14 protein-coding genes are annotated in these 17,174 nt (G+C 58.3%); 12 read left to right on the top strand and 2 right to left on the bottom strand.

Annotated features, from left to right (window positions below; genetic code table 11):
- Positions 1-77: 77 nt before the first annotated feature.
- Positions 78-1,514: an MFS transporter gene (locus AAID99_RS04340; protein WP_498493237.1), complete on the bottom strand. Its 1,437-nt coding sequence runs from the start codon at positions 1,512-1,514 to the stop codon at positions 78-80.
- A 328-nt stretch (positions 1,515-1,842) separates the two neighbouring features.
- Positions 1,843-2,877, bottom strand: a complete 1,035-nt coding sequence (locus AAID99_RS04335) for a LacI family DNA-binding transcriptional regulator (RefSeq protein WP_498493236.1) — start codon at positions 2,875-2,877, stop codon at positions 1,843-1,845.
- 469 nt (positions 2,878-3,346) lie between these two features.
- Between AAID99_RS04335 and AAID99_RS04330 the strand changes: the two genes are divergently transcribed.
- The 12 genes from AAID99_RS04330 to AAID99_RS04275 all read left to right on the top strand — a co-directional run bounded on the left by AAID99_RS04330 (position 3,347) and on the right by AAID99_RS04275 (position 16,669).
- Complete coding sequence (locus AAID99_RS04330) at positions 3,347-3,775, top strand: hypothetical protein (RefSeq protein ID WP_498493235.1); 429 nt, start codon at positions 3,347-3,349, stop codon at positions 3,773-3,775.
- A 50-nt stretch (positions 3,776-3,825) separates the two neighbouring features.
- Complete coding sequence (locus AAID99_RS04325) at positions 3,826-4,824, top strand: lytic murein transglycosylase (RefSeq protein ID WP_498494257.1); 999 nt, start codon at positions 3,826-3,828, stop codon at positions 4,822-4,824.
- Positions 4,811-5,677, top strand: a complete 867-nt coding sequence (locus AAID99_RS04320; RefSeq protein ID WP_498493234.1) for a septal ring lytic transglycosylase RlpA family protein — start codon at positions 4,811-4,813, stop codon at positions 5,675-5,677. The genes AAID99_RS04325 and AAID99_RS04320 overlap by 14 nt, the downstream gene beginning before the upstream one ends.
- A gap of 9 nt (positions 5,678-5,686) precedes the next feature.
- Entirely contained in the window at positions 5,687-6,922 is a 1,236-nt protein-coding gene (locus AAID99_RS04315) for a D-alanyl-D-alanine carboxypeptidase family protein (RefSeq protein WP_498493233.1), read from the top strand.
- 3 nt (positions 6,923-6,925) lie between these two features.
- Positions 6,926-7,555 carry a dTMP kinase gene (tmk, locus tag AAID99_RS04310; RefSeq protein WP_188426520.1) on the top strand — a complete coding sequence of 210 codons (630 nt, stop codon included), beginning with the start codon at positions 6,926-6,928 and terminating at the stop codon, positions 7,553-7,555.
- Entirely contained in the window at positions 7,552-8,493 is a 942-nt protein-coding gene (locus tag AAID99_RS04305) for a DNA polymerase III delta subunit-related protein (protein ID WP_188426521.1), read from the top strand. Before tmk ends, AAID99_RS04305 begins: the two co-directional genes overlap by 4 nt.
- A complete protein-coding gene (gene metG / locus AAID99_RS04300; RefSeq protein ID WP_498493232.1) occupies positions 8,490-10,031 on the top strand; it encodes a methionine--tRNA ligase in 1,542 nt (513 codons plus the stop codon). Before AAID99_RS04305 ends, metG begins: the two co-directional genes overlap by 4 nt.
- An 11-nt stretch (positions 10,032-10,042) precedes the next feature.
- Positions 10,043-10,825 (top strand): TatD family hydrolase, encoded by a 783-nt coding sequence (locus tag AAID99_RS04295; RefSeq protein ID WP_498493231.1) that lies wholly within the window; start codon positions 10,043-10,045, stop codon positions 10,823-10,825.
- The gene (locus tag AAID99_RS04290; RefSeq protein WP_498493230.1) at positions 10,822-11,607 is read left to right on the top strand and encodes an MBL fold metallo-hydrolase; all 786 of its coding nucleotides are present in this window, start codon (positions 10,822-10,824) and stop codon (positions 11,605-11,607) included. Before AAID99_RS04295 ends, AAID99_RS04290 begins: the two co-directional genes overlap by 4 nt.
- A gap of 279 nt (positions 11,608-11,886) precedes the next feature.
- Positions 11,887-13,833, top strand: a complete 1,947-nt coding sequence (locus AAID99_RS04285) for a PrkA family serine protein kinase (protein ID WP_188426525.1) — start codon at positions 11,887-11,889, stop codon at positions 13,831-13,833.
- Positions 13,834-13,853: 20 nt separating this feature from the next.
- On the top strand, positions 13,854-15,164 hold the full coding sequence (locus AAID99_RS04280; protein WP_188426526.1) for a YeaH/YhbH family protein: 1,311 nt from the start codon (positions 13,854-13,856) through the stop codon (positions 15,162-15,164).
- 2 nt (positions 15,165-15,166) lie between these two features.
- Positions 15,167-16,669 carry a SpoVR family protein gene (locus tag AAID99_RS04275; protein WP_188426527.1) on the top strand — a complete coding sequence of 501 codons (1,503 nt, stop codon included), beginning with the start codon at positions 15,167-15,169 and terminating at the stop codon, positions 16,667-16,669.
- Positions 16,670-17,174: the final 505 nt, after the last annotated feature.

Here is a 17,174-nt window from a genome sequence, read left to right as displayed (position 1 = left end):
GACGGCAACGCCTTTTACACGAAGAGGAAAACTATGCCCTGACAACGCCATGTCAGGGCTGACGAGGGAGGCAGGACTCAAAGCGCATCTTCCTGGGCCATGAGATCGCGTCCCTTCGTTTCGGGAATGGCGAAGGTCGCTGCGATAGCGAGGCAGGCGAGAAACACCACGTAGGTTGCCAGCGGAATCCAGGCATATTTGCCGCTGCTCACTCCACCGATATGGAAACGGGCAAACATCGCGATCAGGAACTGGCCGACCATGGGAGAAACGCCCCCTGCGATGACAGAAGAGAATTCACGGGTGAACGACACAGCCGTGTAACGATGGCGCAGGCCGAACATCTCCGGCAAGAGGGCGCCCTGGGTGCCGAACATTCCCCATGTCGCAACGCCCAGGGCGAAGGAAAGGGCGATGGAGGATGCCAGGGGATTTCCCTGGCTGAACACGTACCAGACCGGCAGCGCGCTCACAGCCTGCAGAATGGCGAAACCGCGATAGACGCGGACACGCCCGAAGCGATCGCTCAACAAGCCGGCAACTGGGATGGTAACCCCACCCACAACAGCAGCCCCGATCAGCACGAGTGTGCCCCACTGGCTGCTCATGCCCACGGTGTGAACCAGATAGCTGATGGCCAGAACCTGATAGATGGACGAGCCCCCATTTTCTGCCATGCGCAGCCCAAGCCCAGCGAGGATCGGCCGCCAGGAAGTTGTCAGCGTCTCACGAATGGACATCACCTCTTCATGACGCTCATCGTCCTGGATCTTCGCAAATGTCGGCGACTCTTTCAGGCGGAGGCGCATGTAAAGCGCAATGACCAGCAGCAGGGCGCTTCCAATGAACGGCACGCGCCACAGCATGGTCTTGGTGATGTCAGGCACACCGGTCAGCATCGAATAGTAGATCAGCCCTGCGGCGACAGTGCCGATCTGGATGCCCAGAAAGGGCAGGGCGGCATAATAACCGCGGCGCTTTTTGGGGGCTGATTCGGTCATCATCACAGCAGCACCAGCCTGTTCGGCGCCAGCGCCAAAACCCTGAGCCATACGCAGGAAGACCAGAAGCAGCGGTGCGGCGATACCGATGCTGGCATAGGAAGGAATGAGCCCGATCAGCGCGCTGGCAAGCCCCATCAGGGTGACTGTCAGCAGAAGAACTCTCTTTCGACCGTAGCGATCCCCCATGCGACCGAAAAAGATGCCGCCGACCGGTCGCACGGCAAAGCCTATGAAATAGGTTGCAAAGCTCGCGACAAGGCCAAGGCCCGGTATATTGCTCGGAAAGAAGAGCGGGCCGAAAACAAGCGCGGAGGCGAGGCTGTAGAGCGCAAAATCGTAATACTCCATCGCGCTGCCAATGGAGCAGGTCCAGGCGGCACGACGCAGCTCCGAGACCGGCATTTCTGGGCGTGATGCGGCGTCGGCGGCTTCTCTGGAAGGGCTATTTGCAACAGGGGATTTATGGCTGCGCGGAGCGTTCTGCTCCTCATTCATGACGAGTGAGATCATGAGTGCATCTCCGATACAGGAAGAACAGGGACGCGTTGCTGCAGGACGTCGAGTGAACGACGGGCCAAGCGCCGGACCGCCGTGAGAACCGTATCAACCATCATCACAAACCGCCTTGAACCCGAGGAAATCAGGTTCTGCTTGAGTAATTAGATCGATCTAAAAGCTATCTGCACGAACACGCCGATGAAGGAAGCGGCTTGACGGAGCAAGGAAGCGAAGAGAGCCGTCGAAAGGATCTAAACAAACTGTAATGACAACAAAACGCTCATTTGAAACAAAAGTCACACATTTTATGTGAAACGAATGTCACTCTTATGTGATGCCCTTATCTTCCCGCGCCCGGAGAGCGTCGCGTGCTGTCACGCAATATCAGCTCGGGTGTGATGACGTGACGTTCCGATGCCCGCTCGGGACGGGCCAGGCGCAGCTGCAATAGCCCCGCCGCGACAGTGCCGATCCTATGCGGCATGGTGGCGATTGTCGTCAGGGAAGGAAAAGCGGCTGCGGCCTGAGGAAGATCGTCCATGCCAATCACGGCGAAATCGCTCCCGACGACCATGCCTCGACGCCCGAGATAGTGAAAAAGCGATAAGGCGATCATATCATTATAACATATCGCCGCATCAGGCGGGTCGCCCGAAGAAAAGAGACGATCGAGCGCTTCCTCGTCATATCGATTATCGCGCGTCCCTGCGATTACCGGCATGGGCTTCAGCCCAAGCCTCTCCATTGCCGTCGCATAACCGTTGAGGCGCGCGAGAGCTGCCGAGTGCATCTCCATCGAGCCGATAAAGACGATACGCCTGCGACCGGTTTCGACCAGATGCGCCATGGCTTGTTCAATGCCGGACGCATAATCGGCTGTCACGACATCGCCACGACCATCGGCAATTTCACGAAGCACCTGTACGTAAGGGAGGCCGAGCCGCGCAAGCTCATCCAGCAATCCGTGATCGCTGCCTATGGCCGGGCAGATGATCAGCCCATCGACATTGTGCTCACGCAGGCGTCGTATCTGCCGGCTCTGCTTCTCCGGTGATTCCTCCGTATTCGCAATCAGGCAGATCGATTCAGACATATCGTTGGCCTGCTCCACCCCGGCTGTCAGTGCGCTGAAAAACGGATTGGCAATGTTCGACAGCACGAGGCCGATAGTGCCTGTGCGGTTCTGTCTCAAATTGGCTGCGCCACGGTTGTAGATATAGCCGAGCCGCTCCATGGCCTCCTTGACCCGTTCCCTTGTGGGTTCGGCCACAAGAGGACTGTTTCGCAGAACGAGAGAAGCCGTTGCGCGAGAGACGCCTGCTTCTTGCGCCACCGCGAGTAGACTGACCGTGGAAGGGGGGGCGGGTTTTTTCATGGACTCACGGTATTCTGGTTGGATCAACGATTAAAGCACAGGGCCGAGACGTGTCTGTAACATTACAGACAGATGCACAATGGGACAGAAATCCTTCGAACAGGAGCAGTCATGAAAATGTGAAAACGCAACCATTTTGTGACATGACGCACTTCCGACGCCGATTTCCGTTATTGCATCACGAAATATGCGTTAATTTCCTACCGTGAGTATAGTTTGTCACTGGACGATTTTCTTCGGTAGACGTAGAAACCTATCAGAGAACCAGTCCCGAATAGCTCTTAACATTACATAATCATGTTGCGAAGTGACCAGGAATAGCGTTCCTAAAGTAGTAACCATGGCTTGGCGGCATCTATTGCGCGTCGAGCTACACAAATTAGTCAACGTCGATAGGTTTTGCGGCGAACTTCTCCCCTGAGTGGTCAGGGGGCCGTAGGGCTTTTCATCGTATCTAGGGAATTCACTCTTGGCGAAACCAGTCCGAACCCGAGCAAGCTCCGCGAGAAAGAAGCAGGCCACTGCCACGCAGCCCAGCTCGCAGGCCGAAGTGCTCCCCCTCGCTCCCGAAGAAAACATCCATACGCAGAGCGACGTACCGCCGCCTGAGGAGCAGGCCACACCGCAAAGCGCGCCGTCCGCAGCGAACGGCTATCCCGCCGAGGCGCTCTATTTCGACGCGGCTTGGTATCTGGAAACCTATCCAGACGTCAGTGCCTGTGGGATCGACGCTGTCGAGCATTTCATGACCCATGGCTATCTTGAGGGACGTAACCCGAACGGCTCTTTCAGCGTCGCCGAATATATTGCGGCAAATCCGGACATTCCCTTGACGATCAACCCATTCCTGCACTTCATCATGCATGGTGCCGCTGAAGGCCGCCCGCTTCGTCGCTGAGCCGGGCCTTTGTCCGGCATAAGGACCGAACAGGCAAGGATGACATTGTGCTGACTCGACGCTCGTTAATGGCTGCTGCTGCGGCCACTCCTGCTCTCTGTGGGAGCGGTGTTGCGCGCACGCTCAGTAGTTCGGCGAAGCCGGTGGCCCATGGCAGCTATGCCGCGTTTCTGCGTACATTGCGTGCAGAGGCCCTGAGCAAGGGCATTTCTGCCAGCACGCTGTCGCGCGCCTTTGCGCTGACGACCGAGCCCAATGCAAAAGTCATCAAGCTCGACAGACATCAGCCGGAGTTCACCCTGACCTGGGCGCAGTATCGCGAGCGTGTCATCAGTGGCACGCGCATCAGCCAGGGTCAGGCAGCCCTTCAGCAATATGGCAAACTTCTTGATGCTGCTGGCGCACAATATGGCGTCGATCCGCGGGCAATCATGGGTATCTGGGGGCTTGAGTCTGGCTTCGGCCGCAAGATCGGCACGTTTTCAGTCATCGATTCACTCTCGACCCTAGCCTATGATGGACGGCGCGCCAGTTTCTTTCGGGGAGAGTTGTTCAAGGCGCTGCAGATCCTGGACCATGGCGATATCGCGCCTGAAGCAATGCTGGGGTCCTATGCCGGGGCGATGGGACAGCCGCAATTCATGCCCAGCGCCTATCTGCGTTATGCGGTTGATGCGGATGGTGACGGCAGGCGCAATATCTGGTCGAGCGAGCAGGATGTTTTCGCTTCGGTCGCCAATTATCTGCATGGCTCCGGCTGGAAGGCCGATGAGCCTTGGGGGCAGCCGGTCAAGCTGACCCAGGACCTGCCGCAGAACCAACTGGGGCGCGGTAACAAGCAAAGCCTCGCCGCATGGTCGGCGCTCGGCGTGCGACGCGAAGACGGCTCGACCTTCTCGCGTCAGGATGTGTCGGGTGCTGTGTTGCGCCCTGACGGACCCGGCACCGAAGCCTTTATGGTTTATCGTAACTTCGATGTGATTCGACGCTATAATCCGTCTGATTTTTATGCGCTCGGTGTGGGATTGCTCGGTTATGAAATCGGTTAAGGCGTTCGTTTCATTCATTGCATCAGGGGTCGGGCTTGCCGGGTGTCATCATCAGGAAGCAGCAAAGCAGGCCAGCCCGCACTATGTGGTCGGGCAGGCCTGGCAGGGCAGCGAAACATGGTTCTATCCTACAGAACGCTTCGACCTGACAGAAACAGGTCTGGCTGTAGTCCAGACCGCACCAAAAGGCGGTGTTACGGCAGATGGCGAGCTATGGTCGCCGCAGGCGATGACTGGCGCGCATCAGACATTGCAGCTTCCGTCGATTGTAAGCGTACACAATCTGGCCAATGGTCGCATCGTCAAAATCCGGCTGAATGACCGGGGCCCTGTATCGGCTGGGCGCATGCTGGCGGTGACACCGCGGGTGGCCGCCCTTCTGGGCATGGGTGACGCGCCAACCCCGGTCGAGATCATTGAGGATGAAACACTCAGCCGGCAGATTGCCGAGTCCAATCCCGATGCACCAAAACTTGACATTGCAGCGGCCCCCCGTGAGGCCATTGTCGCGCAATCGCTCAATGACGGCAGCACGCATACGCTCGGCATGAAAGCCGACGATACCCAGACAAGTGCGAGAACGCTGCTACTTCCCGAAATGCCCCAAACCGTCATGCAGGGTATGGCTCAGGCACCGTTCTATCGCATCGAACTCGGCAGTTTCGCAGGTCATGCCGCCGCTGCTCGCGTTGCTGCGCAATGCGGGGCGGAGATCACCCAGCAGGATGGCGGCGCGGGCACATTGCCATGGCTCGTTTCACTCGGCCCCTTCACAACAGTGGCTGAGGCGGATAGGGCATTAGCACAGACGCGCCAGTGCGGTGGCACGGGTGCGCATATCGTGGCCAAATAAGGTGTTGACGTGCGGACAAGACGTTTTCTGCTCTCAGGTGCGGCTGGGTTAGCCGTTTCAACTCAGTTCGCTTTCGCACGCCCGCGACGCGGAAAGGCCGCGGCAAGTGCTGCCGCGGCGGCACCGGCGAGCACGGCCAGCATGCCGGGCGCATCGCCTGCCACGACCCCGATTGGCCCGCTCGACACGGTTGCCCGTTGGGCCTGCATCATCGATTTCGATACCGGCGCGACCCTGCTCGAAAAAGCAGCCGATGAGCATATGCCGCCTTCGTCTCTGACGAAGATGATGACCGCCTATGTGACGTTTGGCATGCTGCGCGCCGGGCATCTGACCCTGACACAATCCCTGCCTGTCAGTGAAAAGGCCTGGCGGACACAGGGCTCGAAGATGTTCGTGCCGCTCGGTCAGAGCGTGACCGTCTCCGACCTGATCGAGGGTATGGTCATCCAGTCGGGTAACGATGCCTGTATCGTTCTTGCCGAAGGCATTGCCGGATCTGAAGAGCAGTTCGTCAATCTGATGAACCAGACCGCTGCCAAGCTCGGCATGACGAACACGCATTTCATGAACTGCACCGGCCTGCCGGATGAATCGCAGTATATGAGCGCACGTGATGTCAGCCGCGTTGCCATGCATCTTATCCGCGATTACCCCGAATACTATCACCTCTTCTCGGCCACCGAATTCACCTACAACAATATCAAGCAGGGCAATCGTAACGTTCTGGTCGACAAAGGCTTGGCTGATGGCCTCAAGACCGGTCATACCGATGCCGGTGGTTTCGGTCTCTGCGCCAGCTCCAAACGTGATGGTCGACGCATCATCATGACCATAAACGGTACAAGCTCGATGAATGAGCGCGCCCATGAAGGCGAGCGCCTGCTCGGTTGGGCCTTCGCCAATTTCGAGAATGTCACCCTGTTCCATCACGGGCAGGTGGTCGATCACATGCCGGTCTATATGGGTGAGGCCGCCGAGGTTGCCCTGGTCGGCACGCGCGACATCGTGCTGACCCTACCGCATGGCTGGCAGCAACGCAGCAGGATCAGCGTCGAATATCCGTCTCCTGCCATTGCGCCTGTCATGGCGGGGCAGACGATAGGCGCGCTCGTGCTACAGAATCAGGGTATGCCCGATATCCGTCTCGACCTGGTTGCCGCCAATGCCGTGCCACGTCTTGGTCTGGTCGGACGCGCTCTGGCCCGCCTTGGTCATGGCCCCAAACCCGTGCCGCATAGCTAAGGCGTGAGCGGGTTATTCATTACCTTCGAGGGCGGTGAAGGGGCCGGGAAATCGACCCAGACCCGCCTGCTTCATGCGACTCTCGTCGGGATGGGCCACAAGGTGCATCTCACCCGAGAGCCCGGCGGGTCGCCTGGCGCCGAGGCGCTTCGCGAGCTGATCCTGTTCAGCGAGGCGCCGCTCTCGCAACGGGCACAGGCTCTCGCGCATATGGCGGCGCGCGCTGACCATCTCGACAGCCTTATCCTGCCGGCGCTTGCTCGGGGCGAGATCGTGATCTGCGACCGGTTCCATGACTCGACGCTCGTCTATCAGGGCTACGGTCTGGCCCGTGGCGATGCCGCGAGCCTCGATTTCATCCAATCGCTTCGCGGGTTGCTGGATTGCGAGCCGGATCTGACACTGATGCTGGACGTACCGCCCGCACTCGGCGCCGCGCGTGTGGCGGCACGTGGAGGCAGGCTCGATCGCTACGAGCAGGAAGAAACGGCCTTTCACGAGCGTATCGCCGAGGGCTTCGACAAGGTGGCGCGCGAGGCGCCGCAGCGGGTCAAACGCATCGATGCGCGCCGCGCAGCTGACGACGTTGCCGCCGATATTTTTTCGATCGTTACACCCTATCTGCCGTCATGACGGCATCGGATCATCCCGCCGCCCTCCCGCTCTTTGGTCATGATCAAGAGCTGGCCCTGTTCAGAAAGGCTCTTGAATCAGGCAGGCTTCATCATGGCTGGATGATCCATGGAGAGGCAGGCATCGGCAAGACGCGTTTCGCCTTTGCCTGTGCGCGGCTTCTTCTGAACGGTGTCGATCTTCAAAGTCGGGCAGGACGCCAGATCAGCGCTGGTACCCATCCCAATCTGCTGCTGATCACACGGCGCATGGATGAAAAGCGCAAGCGCATGCGTCAGGAGATCGTCATAGACGATGTGCGCCCGGTGCAGGATTTCCTCCACCATACGGCGGCAGATGGCGCCTGGCGTGTGGTGATTGTCGATGCTGCCGAAACGCTCAATCGCAACGCCGCAAATGCTCTGCTGAAACTTCTGGAAGAGCCCCCCAACCAGACCGTCTTTTTTCTGACCTGCCCGACCCCCTCGGCATTGCTGCCCACAATCAGAAGCCGCTGCCGCCTTCTGGCGCTTGATACGCTTTCACTGGAGCAGACGAGGCAGGTGCTCAGGCATCATGGCAGGAATGGCGCCGAACTCGACACGCTTGCCGGGCAGGCTCAGGGCGCACCGGGGCGTGTGTTGGCAACCGACCAGGGAACGGACAGAACGGCACGCCATCTGGCTGATGCGTTGCTGGAAACCGGTGAGAATGCCGACTCTGACGCTCTGGCAAGCCTGTTGCGTCACGATGATGGTTTTGCCGTGCTTTGTTCTTTGCTAGGAGAAGGCCTTGCGAACCGGGCCAGAGATCTGGCCGGGCAGGGAAAGCTGATCGAGGCCAGCAAGGCGGCGGAGGCTTTCTCGTCTCTTCAGGCGCTTCAGCGCGAGACCGAGCGGTTCAATCTGGACAAGAATCAGGCTGTCAGACAGGCAGCCGCCATAGCGAGTGCCTCATGACTTCACGGTATTATGTCACCACACCCATCTATTACGTGAATGGCGCACCGCATATCGGCCATGCCTACACCTCTGTCGCCGCCGATGTTCTGGCGCGCTTCAACCGTCTGGATGGCAAGGACGTGTTCTTCCTGACAGGCACGGACGAACACGGCCAGAAAGTCGAGCAGGCCGCACAGAGTGCGGGCGTCGACACGCAGAGCTTTACGGATGGTATCGCAGCCGATTTTCGCAGCATGGCCGATGCCATGGATATCTCCTACGACGATTTCATCCGCACGACCGAGCCGCGCCACCAGCAGGCAGCCCAGGCGCTGTGGGAAAAAGTCGCGGCCAATGGCCATATCTATCTCGACGCCTATGAGGGCTGGTATGCGCTTCGGGACGAGTGCTTCTACTCCGAAGACGAGCTGACCACCCACGATGATGGCCGCAAGACAGCGCCTACCGGCGCACCGGTGGAATGGGTGCGTGAGCCTTCCTATTTCTTTCGTCTGTCAGCGTTTGAAGATCGTCTGCTGGCGCTTTACGAGCAGCATCCCGAGTTTCTTGGCCCGTCCGGTCGTCGCAACGAGATCGTCAGCTTCGTCAGGCAGGGGCTGAAGGATCTCTCCATCAGCCGCACAAGCTTCAAATGGGGTATCCCGGTCCCGAATGATCCGGGTCATGTGATGTATGTGTGGTTCGACGCGCTGACCAATTATCTCTCGGCGCTGGGTTACCCCGATGAAAACGCCGAGCGTATGAAATACTGGCCCGCCTCGGCCCATATCGTCGGCAAGGACATCATCCGCTTTCACGCCGTTTTCTGGCCCGCTTTTTTGATGGCAGCCGAAATCGAGCTGCCGCAATCGGTCTATGCCAATGGATGGTGGACGATCGAAGGCGAGAAAATGAGCAAGTCGGTCGGCAATGTGATCGACCCCCGTGATCTGGTGCAGAGCTTCGGGCTGGACCCGGTGCGCTTCTTCCTGCTGCGTGAAGTCCCGTTTGGCGGAGATTCCGACCTGAGCCGACGGTCTCTGATCAACCGTCTGAATGTCGAGCTTGCCAATGATCTTGGCAATCTGGCGCAGCGTACGCTCAGCCTTATTGCGCGCAATTGCGATGCCAGCCTTCCGGCCTTTGCCGAACTCAGCGAAGACGATACGGCTCTGCTTGCCAGTGCCTCGCTCCTGCCTGACCTGATGCGCGGCCAGCTGGCCCGTTTCGCCCTGACGGATGCTTTGGAAGAGGTGTGGAAGCTCATTCGCGCCTGCAACTCCTATATCGATCGTCAGGCCCCTTGGGCGTTGAAGAAGACCGATCTGGTGCGCATGGCAACAGTACTGCGCGTTCTGCACGAGGCCCTGCGCCACATCGCAATACTGCTCCAGCCCTACATGCCCGGCACAATGGATAAGCTGCTGACACAGCTCGGCGTAGCCCAGGACAAGCGTGATTTCGCCGACCTGGCCGAAAGCCTCGAAGCCGGTATTGCCCTGCCGGCGCCTCAGGGCCTGTTCCCGCGTTATGTCGAGCCTGAGAGCGCTGCGTGAGGGAGCACCGCATGACGGGTCTGATCGACACCCATTGCCATCTCGACCGTCTGGATGACGTGCCTGCGGCCCTTGCTCTGGCAAAAGAGCACGGGCTATCGGGCATGACCACCATCGGCACGCGGCTGTCACGGGCACAGACCCAGATCGACCTGACGCGCTTCGATACGCCTGATCTGCGTGTCTGGTGCGCTATTGGCACGCACCCCGATCATGTCGATGAAGAGACCCTGCCGGAGGTCGCGACAATCGAGCGGTTGGCGGAGCCTGAAGGCGTCATCGGCATCGGGGAATCTGGCCTCGACTATCTGCATGGCGCGCTGCCGGTACGTGCAGCGCAGGCAGAAAGCTTTCGCGTGCATATCGCGGCGGCACGCAAGACCGGACTGCCTCTCGTCATCCATGCACGGGAAGCTGATGACGATGTTGCGGCCATCCTGCGCGATGAGCATGGGAAGGGCGCGTTTCCCTTCCTGCTGCATTGCTTCGCCTCTGGCATGGATCTGGCGCAGGCAGCCATCGAACTGGGAGGGTATATCAGCTTCTCGGGACTGCTGACCTTTCCCAAATGCGAGACCATCCGTGAAGTCGCGCGCGCCATGCCTCAGGATCGTTTTCTGGTCGAGACGGACAGCCCGTTTCTTGCGCCAGTACCGAAGCGCGGCAAGCCGAATACACCCGGCTATGTTGCCTACACCGCAGCCCGTCTGGCGCAGGAGCGGGGCCTGGAAATTGAGGCGCTGACCGACCTTACCACAGCCAATTTCTACACGCTGTTCAGGCGCGCCGCATGAAGGTCACGATCCTCGGCTGCGGTGGGTCTGGTGGAGTGCCTATGGTAGGGGGCGCGGATGGGGCAGGGATCTGGGGTGCCTGCGACCCGGCCGAACCGCGCAACCAGCGCACCCGCTCATCCATCGTGATCGAGGCTGACAGCGGCAAGCGGCTTCTGGTCGATTCAGGGCCCGACCTTCGCGCCCAGTTGCTGCGCGCGAAGATCGGTGTCGTTCATTCGGTACTTTACACCCATGAGCATGCCGATCACGTCGCCGGGCTTGATGAATTGCGCGCCATCAACCGAATGCTTGATGCGCCACTGCCGCTTTATGCCACCGAGACGGTGATGCAGGAGCTCGAGGCACGCTACAGCTATGCTTTCCGACCCTGGAGCGGAACGGGCTTCTTCCGACCGGTGCCAGACCCGCACCTTGTTTCTCTGGCAGACCGGCTGGATATCTGCGATCTCGACATCCAGCTTTTCGAGCAGAGGCATTATCGCATCCCGACAGCAGGCATCCGCTGCGGCGACTTCGCCTATTCTACCGATGTGGAATATCTGAGCGAGGAATCGCTGAATGCGCTTGCAGGCATCAAGACATGGATTGTCGGCTGCTTTCAATACGAGCCGCATGTTGCCCATGCCTGGGTCGATCTGGTGATCGAGTGGTGCGCTCGTCTCAGGCCGGAACGAACGATCCTTACCCATATGGGGCCTGGCCTGGACTATCAGACGTTGTGCAGCAGGCTGCCTGAGGGGATCGAGCCTGGCTATGATGGCATGGTTATCAGCCTCTAAATATTTCTTCGATTAACCAGTTTTTTGTTGAAGCGCGGTTCTACATCGCGATAGCGTCAGCTTATCGGGTCGGTCCGGTCCTTTTTTCAGAAGCATGAAATCCCTCAAATTCCGGTATTACCGGTTCAATTCAAGTGAATGTCGGAGCATCCTGCGGCTCCGCACCCATTGTCGTCTCCCATAGCCTGACTTCCCGACTTATCGCCTGCATGTCTCTCGGTGGGTGTGACCGTTTCGCCCCCCGGCCCAGTGGCAGGCTTCCATCGGAGCATACGAGTCATGAGTTCATTCTCGGACGTCTTTACGCTGGCTTCTTCCTTCCGCGAGGAACGTCGGGAAACAGAGATGTCGCTGGCTTCCTATCTGTCTCTCTGCCGCGAAGACCCCGGCAGCTATGCGAGCGCTGCCGAGCGCATGCTCAAGGCCATTGGCGAGCCTGTCATGCTGGACTCCTCGCGCGATCCACGCCTCAGCCGCATCTTCATGAATCGCACTGTGCGTACCTATCCGGCCTTTGCCGATTTCTACGGCATGGAAGATGCTGTCGAGCAGATCGTCGGCTTCTTCCGCCACGCGGCTCAGGGGCTGGAAGAGCGCAAACAGATTCTCTATCTGCTCGGCCCCGTCGGAGGAGGAAAGTCCTCGCTCGGCGAACGTCTCAAGACATTGATGGAACGCGAACCGATCTATGTGCTCAAGGCGGGCAAAGAAATCAGCCCCGTATTCGAAAGCCCGCTAGGCCTGTTTGATCCAGAGCGCTTCGGTGCGTCGCTGCTGGAGCAATATAATATTCCCCGTCGTGTTCTGACCGGCATTGCGAGCCCCTGGGCCCTGAAACGGCTTGAGGATTTTGACGGCGATATCTCGCGATTCACGGTCGTGCGGCTTAACCCGTCCAAGCTCCGGCAGGTCGCGATTGCCAAGACAGAGCCAGGTGATGACAATAATCAGGACGTGTCAGCGCTGGTTGGCAAGGTCGATATCCGCCAGCTCGAGAATTTCAGCCAGAACGATCCCGATGCCTATAGCTTCTCTGGCGGCCTGAACCGGGCCAATCAGGGGTTGCTCGAATTTGTCGAGATGTTCAAGGCGCCGATCAAGATGCTGCATCCTCTCCTGACAGCCACGCAGGAAGGAAATTATGTCGGCACAGAAAATATCGGGGCCATTCCCTTTACTGGCGTCATTCTGGCACATTCGAACGAAGCCGAATGGCAGTCATTCCGCAATAATCGCACCAATGAGGCGTTCCTCGACCGCGTGTGCGTCATCAAGGTGCCGTACTGCCTGCGCGTGACCGAAGAGTCCAAGATCTATGAGAAGCTGATCCAGTCTTCTGCGCTCGGTGACGCCCCCTGCGCACCGCATACGCTTGAAATGCTGGCGCAATTTGCTGTTCTGTCGCGCCTGAAGGCGCACACCAACTCGACGCAGTTTGCCAAGATGCGTGTGTATGACGGCGAGAACATTCGCGAGACTGACCCCAAGGCGCGGGCGATGCAGGAATACAAGGACAGCGCCGGCGTCGATGAAGGGATGGAAGGCATCTCGACGCGCTTTGCCTATAAGGTGCTCTCTGCCACGTTCAACCATGATCCATCCGAGATTTCAGCCGACCCTGTGCATCTGATGTACGTGCTCGAACAGGCTGTGCGTCGGGAGCAGTTCCCCGCAGAGGTCGAGGCCGCCTATCTGGCGTCACTCAAATCGGATCTGGCGCGGCGCTATGCCGAGTTCCTGGGCAACGAAATCCAGAAAGCCTATCTGGAAAGCTATAATGATTACGGTCAGAACCTCTTTGATCGTTATCTCGATTATGCCGATGCATGGATCGAAGACCAGGATTTCAAGGATCCGGATACAGGTCAGTTGATGAATCGCGACCTGCTCAATGCCGAATTGAGCAAGACCGAGAAAGCCGCGGGCATTGCCAACCCGAAGGATTTCCGCAACGAGGTCGTCAAGTTCTCGCTGCGGTCCCGCGCGTCGAATGGCGGGCGCAACCCTTCATGGACGAGCTATGAGAAGATCCGCGACGTCATCGAGAAACGCATGTTCAGCCAGGTCGAGGATCTGCTGCCCGTCATAAGCTTCGGCTCCAAGAAAGACAGCACGAGCGAGCGCAAGCATGACGAATTCGTCAGCCGTATGGCAGCGCGTGGCTATACCGAGCGTCAGGTGAGGCGTCTGGTCGAATGGTACATGCGCGTCAAGCAGTCCGCCTGACCTCGATAACGGAGCGTTTCATGGAAATCATAGACAGGCGCCCGAACCCTCATGGCAAGAACACCGAAAACCGGCAGCGCGTCCTGACACGGGCGCGCCAGGCCATTCAGACCGCGGTGCGTGACGCCGCAGCGCAGGGGCGTATTCGCGAAATCGGCCAGGACAGCGCGGTGTCCATTCCGGCAGACGTGCTGCACGAGCCCAGTTTTCACAGGCATTTCAATGCCGGAACGCGCCATTTCGTGCTGCCCGGCAACAAGGAGTTCGTCAAGGGTGACCGTCTGCGCCGCCCGCCGGGTGGCGAGGGAGAAGGGGCGGGTGAGGGAAGCGGCGCGGGTGATCAGGGCGGTGGCGAAGATTCCTATCGCTTTGTTCTCTCACGCGAGGAGTTTCTTGACCTCTTTTTTGACGATCTCGAACTGCCCGATCTGATCAAGCGCGAGGTCGCTTCGATAACGTCGCTTGCGACCAGTCGCTCGGGGCTCACGAGTGACGGCTCTCCTTCGCAGATCGATCTGGGGCGTACCATGCGTCGCTCAATGGGGCGGCGCATCGGGCTCAAGCGCCCGAAACCTCAGGAGTTGATCGCGGTAGAAGCCGAAATCGATGCGCTGGAAGAGCAACGTCCGCTTACGGACACTCAGTTTCTGCGCCTGCAGGAACTGAGAGACGAAAGAACATTGCTGCGCCAGAGGCTGGCACGGATCCCGTGGGTCGATCCGGTCGATCTGCGATATCGCCGCTTTACCCCGGTGCCCAAGCCAACCACCCAAGCCGTGATTTTCTGCATCATGGATGTTTCAGGCTCCATGACCGAGAAAATGAAGGAGCTGGGCAAGCAGTTTTTCATGCTTCTGCATGTCTTTCTCGAAAAGCGGTATGAAAAGCTGGAAATCGTCTTCATTCGTCATGCCGAGACGGCGGAAGAAGTCGATGAGGATGTCTTCTTTACCGATCCACGCACGGGCGGCACCGTTGTATCGACTGCGCTCGACCTCATGCATGACGTACAGCGGGATCGCTTTCCTGCTGACAAATGGAATATCTACGCCGCCCAAATATCGGATGGCGACAATATTTCGTCGGATATGATCAAGGTAAAGCATCTCATGACGGAAGCTATACTTCCTGTCGTACAGTATTTTGCCTATGTCGAGGTCAGTCTGGGCGGCGCGTTGCTGCGAAGTGAAACCGATCTGTGGCGCGGCTACAAGATAATCGCCGACAGCGCGCCACAGCTTGCCATGCGTCAGGTGCAGGACCGACGCGATATTTTCCCGGTCTTCAGAGATCTTTTTGCCAGACGCGCGACCGAGCGGGCTGGGGAGTGACCATGCTTTATTCAGGCACAGACTGGAGTTTCCCGATCCTGCGTGACTGCTATGGCGAGATCGATCGCATAGCGAGCGAGGAACTCAAGCTCGACACCTATCCCAATCGCATAGAGATCATCACCTCGGAACAGATGCTCGATGTCTATACGTCGCACGGGATGCCAATCAGCTATCCACACTGGTCGGCGGGAAAACGCTTCGTTTCGCATGAAAACGCCTATAAGCGCGGCCTGATGGGGCTGGCCTATGAAGTAGTCATCAACTCGAGCCCCTGCATCAGCTATCTGATGGAAGAAAATTCGGCCACCATGCAGGCGCTCGTCATTGCGCATGCGGCGTTCGGACATAATCATTTCTTCAAAAACAACCGTCTGTTTCGCGAATGGACAGACTCAACGCAGATTCTGGACTATCTCGAATTCGCTCGTGGGTATGTGGCGCGTTGTGAAGAGCGCTATGGCGTCAAGGCCGTTGAACGCATTCTCGATGCCGCTCATGCCCTGCAGAACCAGGGGGTAGATCGCCATACGGGCAGCAAACGGCTCGACCTGCGTCAGGAGCAGGAGCGCGCGCGCGAAAGACGGGCTTATGAAGATGAGCAGTTCAACGATCTGTGGCGAACACTACCGGAAGGTCAGAAACCGGCGAACGGCAAGACAGAGTCAGGTGAGCCACTGGCGACGCTCGGCCTTCCAGAAGAAAACATCCTTTATTTTCTCGAAAAGAATGCACCCCGACTGGCAAACTGGGAGCGTGAGATTATTCGTATCGTTCGACTGATCGCGCAGTATTTCTATCCTCAGCCTCAGGCCAAGCTGATGAATGAGGGCTGCGCCACTTGGGTGCATAACTTCATCATGCATCGCCTGCATGACAAGAAGCTGATTGATGATTCAGCAATACTTGAGGTCATCCACTCGACGAGCAATGTCATCACGCAGCGCGGCTTTGATGAAGGGGGAGGGCCGAATTTCAATCCTTATGCGCTCGGCTTTGCCATGATGACCGATATCGCGCGGGTCTGCACCGATCCTACCGCAGAAGACCGTCTGTGGTTTCCCGACCATGCAGGCAATCATGACCCGATTGGCACATTGCATCATGCATGGGCCGAATATCGCGACGAGAGCTTCGTGCAGCAATTTCTGTCACCCAAGGTCATACGCGATTTTCGTCTGTTCCGTCTCGAAGACGATCTGTCTCAGCCGTATCTGCTGGTTGACGCCATTCACGATGATGCAGGTTATCGTGAAATCCGGCGCTCTGTAGCGGCGTCCTATGATCCGGGTCTGCTCGCTGAAGAGATAGAGATTGTCGGGGCCGATCTGACCGGTGATCGTATACTGCGCCTCGAGCATCGCACGCGGCCAGGCAAGCTTTTACAACCTACGGATGCAAGACTGACCCTTGAGCATCTCGGTGCGCTTTGGGGTTATGGCGTGATCCTCAAGGAAGTCGACAGCCAGACTGGCGCTGAGCTTGGCAGCTACGCGCTGGCTTGACCGCGACGGCCAAAACCGGGCCGCGGTGACGGGATTGCCTTTACGCAATCCCTGATCCGAATATATCAGTTGGCATAATATATCTTATCGAACTTTTAGAATGGCCGTTTAAGGGGTGGTCGGAGCAGCTTCCGAGCCAGGATCGTAAGGATGCGTTGTCGTCCATGAACCGGACAATCCCGACTGTCGCCGCTGCGGCCTGTCAGATAAAATCACTGACGCGTATCGTGCCTTAGATGCTGGTCTCCTCTGCGCATCTCGCCGCTCCATTGGGCGCGTTTCCCATGCAGAGCCAGGAACCGACGCTTTTGTTAGTGCCCGCGTTGAGGCTGCGTCAGTCGGATGGGCCCTGTCCCAGTTAAGCCGGCCGAACCGTCACTTTTGGACGGCGATCTTTCCTTCTCCGTTCTAAGAAAATGAAACCGTCAGACTGATCGTCACAGATATGCGCGGGAGGTCTTTAAGCGAACGAAAGACCACTGGACCAACCCAATTGGCCCAGCAT

This window comes from Asaia sp. Ae19-3, assembly GCF_059801175.1.
This window is presented reverse-complemented; position numbering and strand designations above follow the sequence as displayed.

Excerpts from the sequence above, each read along its gene's own strand:
- AAID99_RS04290 (WP_498493230.1), top strand. The coding sequence starts at position 10,822 with ATGAAGGTCACGATCCTCGGCTGCGGTGGGTCTGGTGGAGTGCCTATG.
- metG (WP_498493232.1), top strand. The coding sequence starts at position 8,490 with ATGACTTCACGGTATTATGTCACCACACCCATCTATTACGTGAATGGC.
- AAID99_RS04275 (WP_188426527.1), top strand. The coding sequence starts at position 15,167 with ATGCTTTATTCAGGCACAGACTGGAGTTTCCCGATCCTGCGTGACTGC.
- AAID99_RS04320 (WP_498493234.1), top strand. The coding sequence starts at position 4,811 with ATGAAATCGGTTAAGGCGTTCGTTTCATTCATTGCATCAGGGGTCGGG.
- AAID99_RS04295 (WP_498493231.1), top strand. The coding sequence starts at position 10,043 with ATGACGGGTCTGATCGACACCCATTGCCATCTCGACCGTCTGGATGAC.
- AAID99_RS04335 (WP_498493236.1), bottom strand. The coding sequence starts at position 2,877 with ATGAAAAAACCCGCCCCCCCTTCCACGGTCAGTCTACTCGCGGTGGCG.
- AAID99_RS04340 (WP_498493237.1), bottom strand. The coding sequence starts at position 1,514 with ATGATCTCACTCGTCATGAATGAGGAGCAGAACGCTCCGCGCAGCCAT.
- AAID99_RS04305 (WP_188426521.1), top strand. The coding sequence starts at position 7,552 with ATGACGGCATCGGATCATCCCGCCGCCCTCCCGCTCTTTGGTCATGAT.
- AAID99_RS04280 (WP_188426526.1), top strand. The coding sequence starts at position 13,854 with ATGGAAATCATAGACAGGCGCCCGAACCCTCATGGCAAGAACACCGAA.
- AAID99_RS04285 (WP_188426525.1), top strand. The coding sequence starts at position 11,887 with ATGAGTTCATTCTCGGACGTCTTTACGCTGGCTTCTTCCTTCCGCGAG.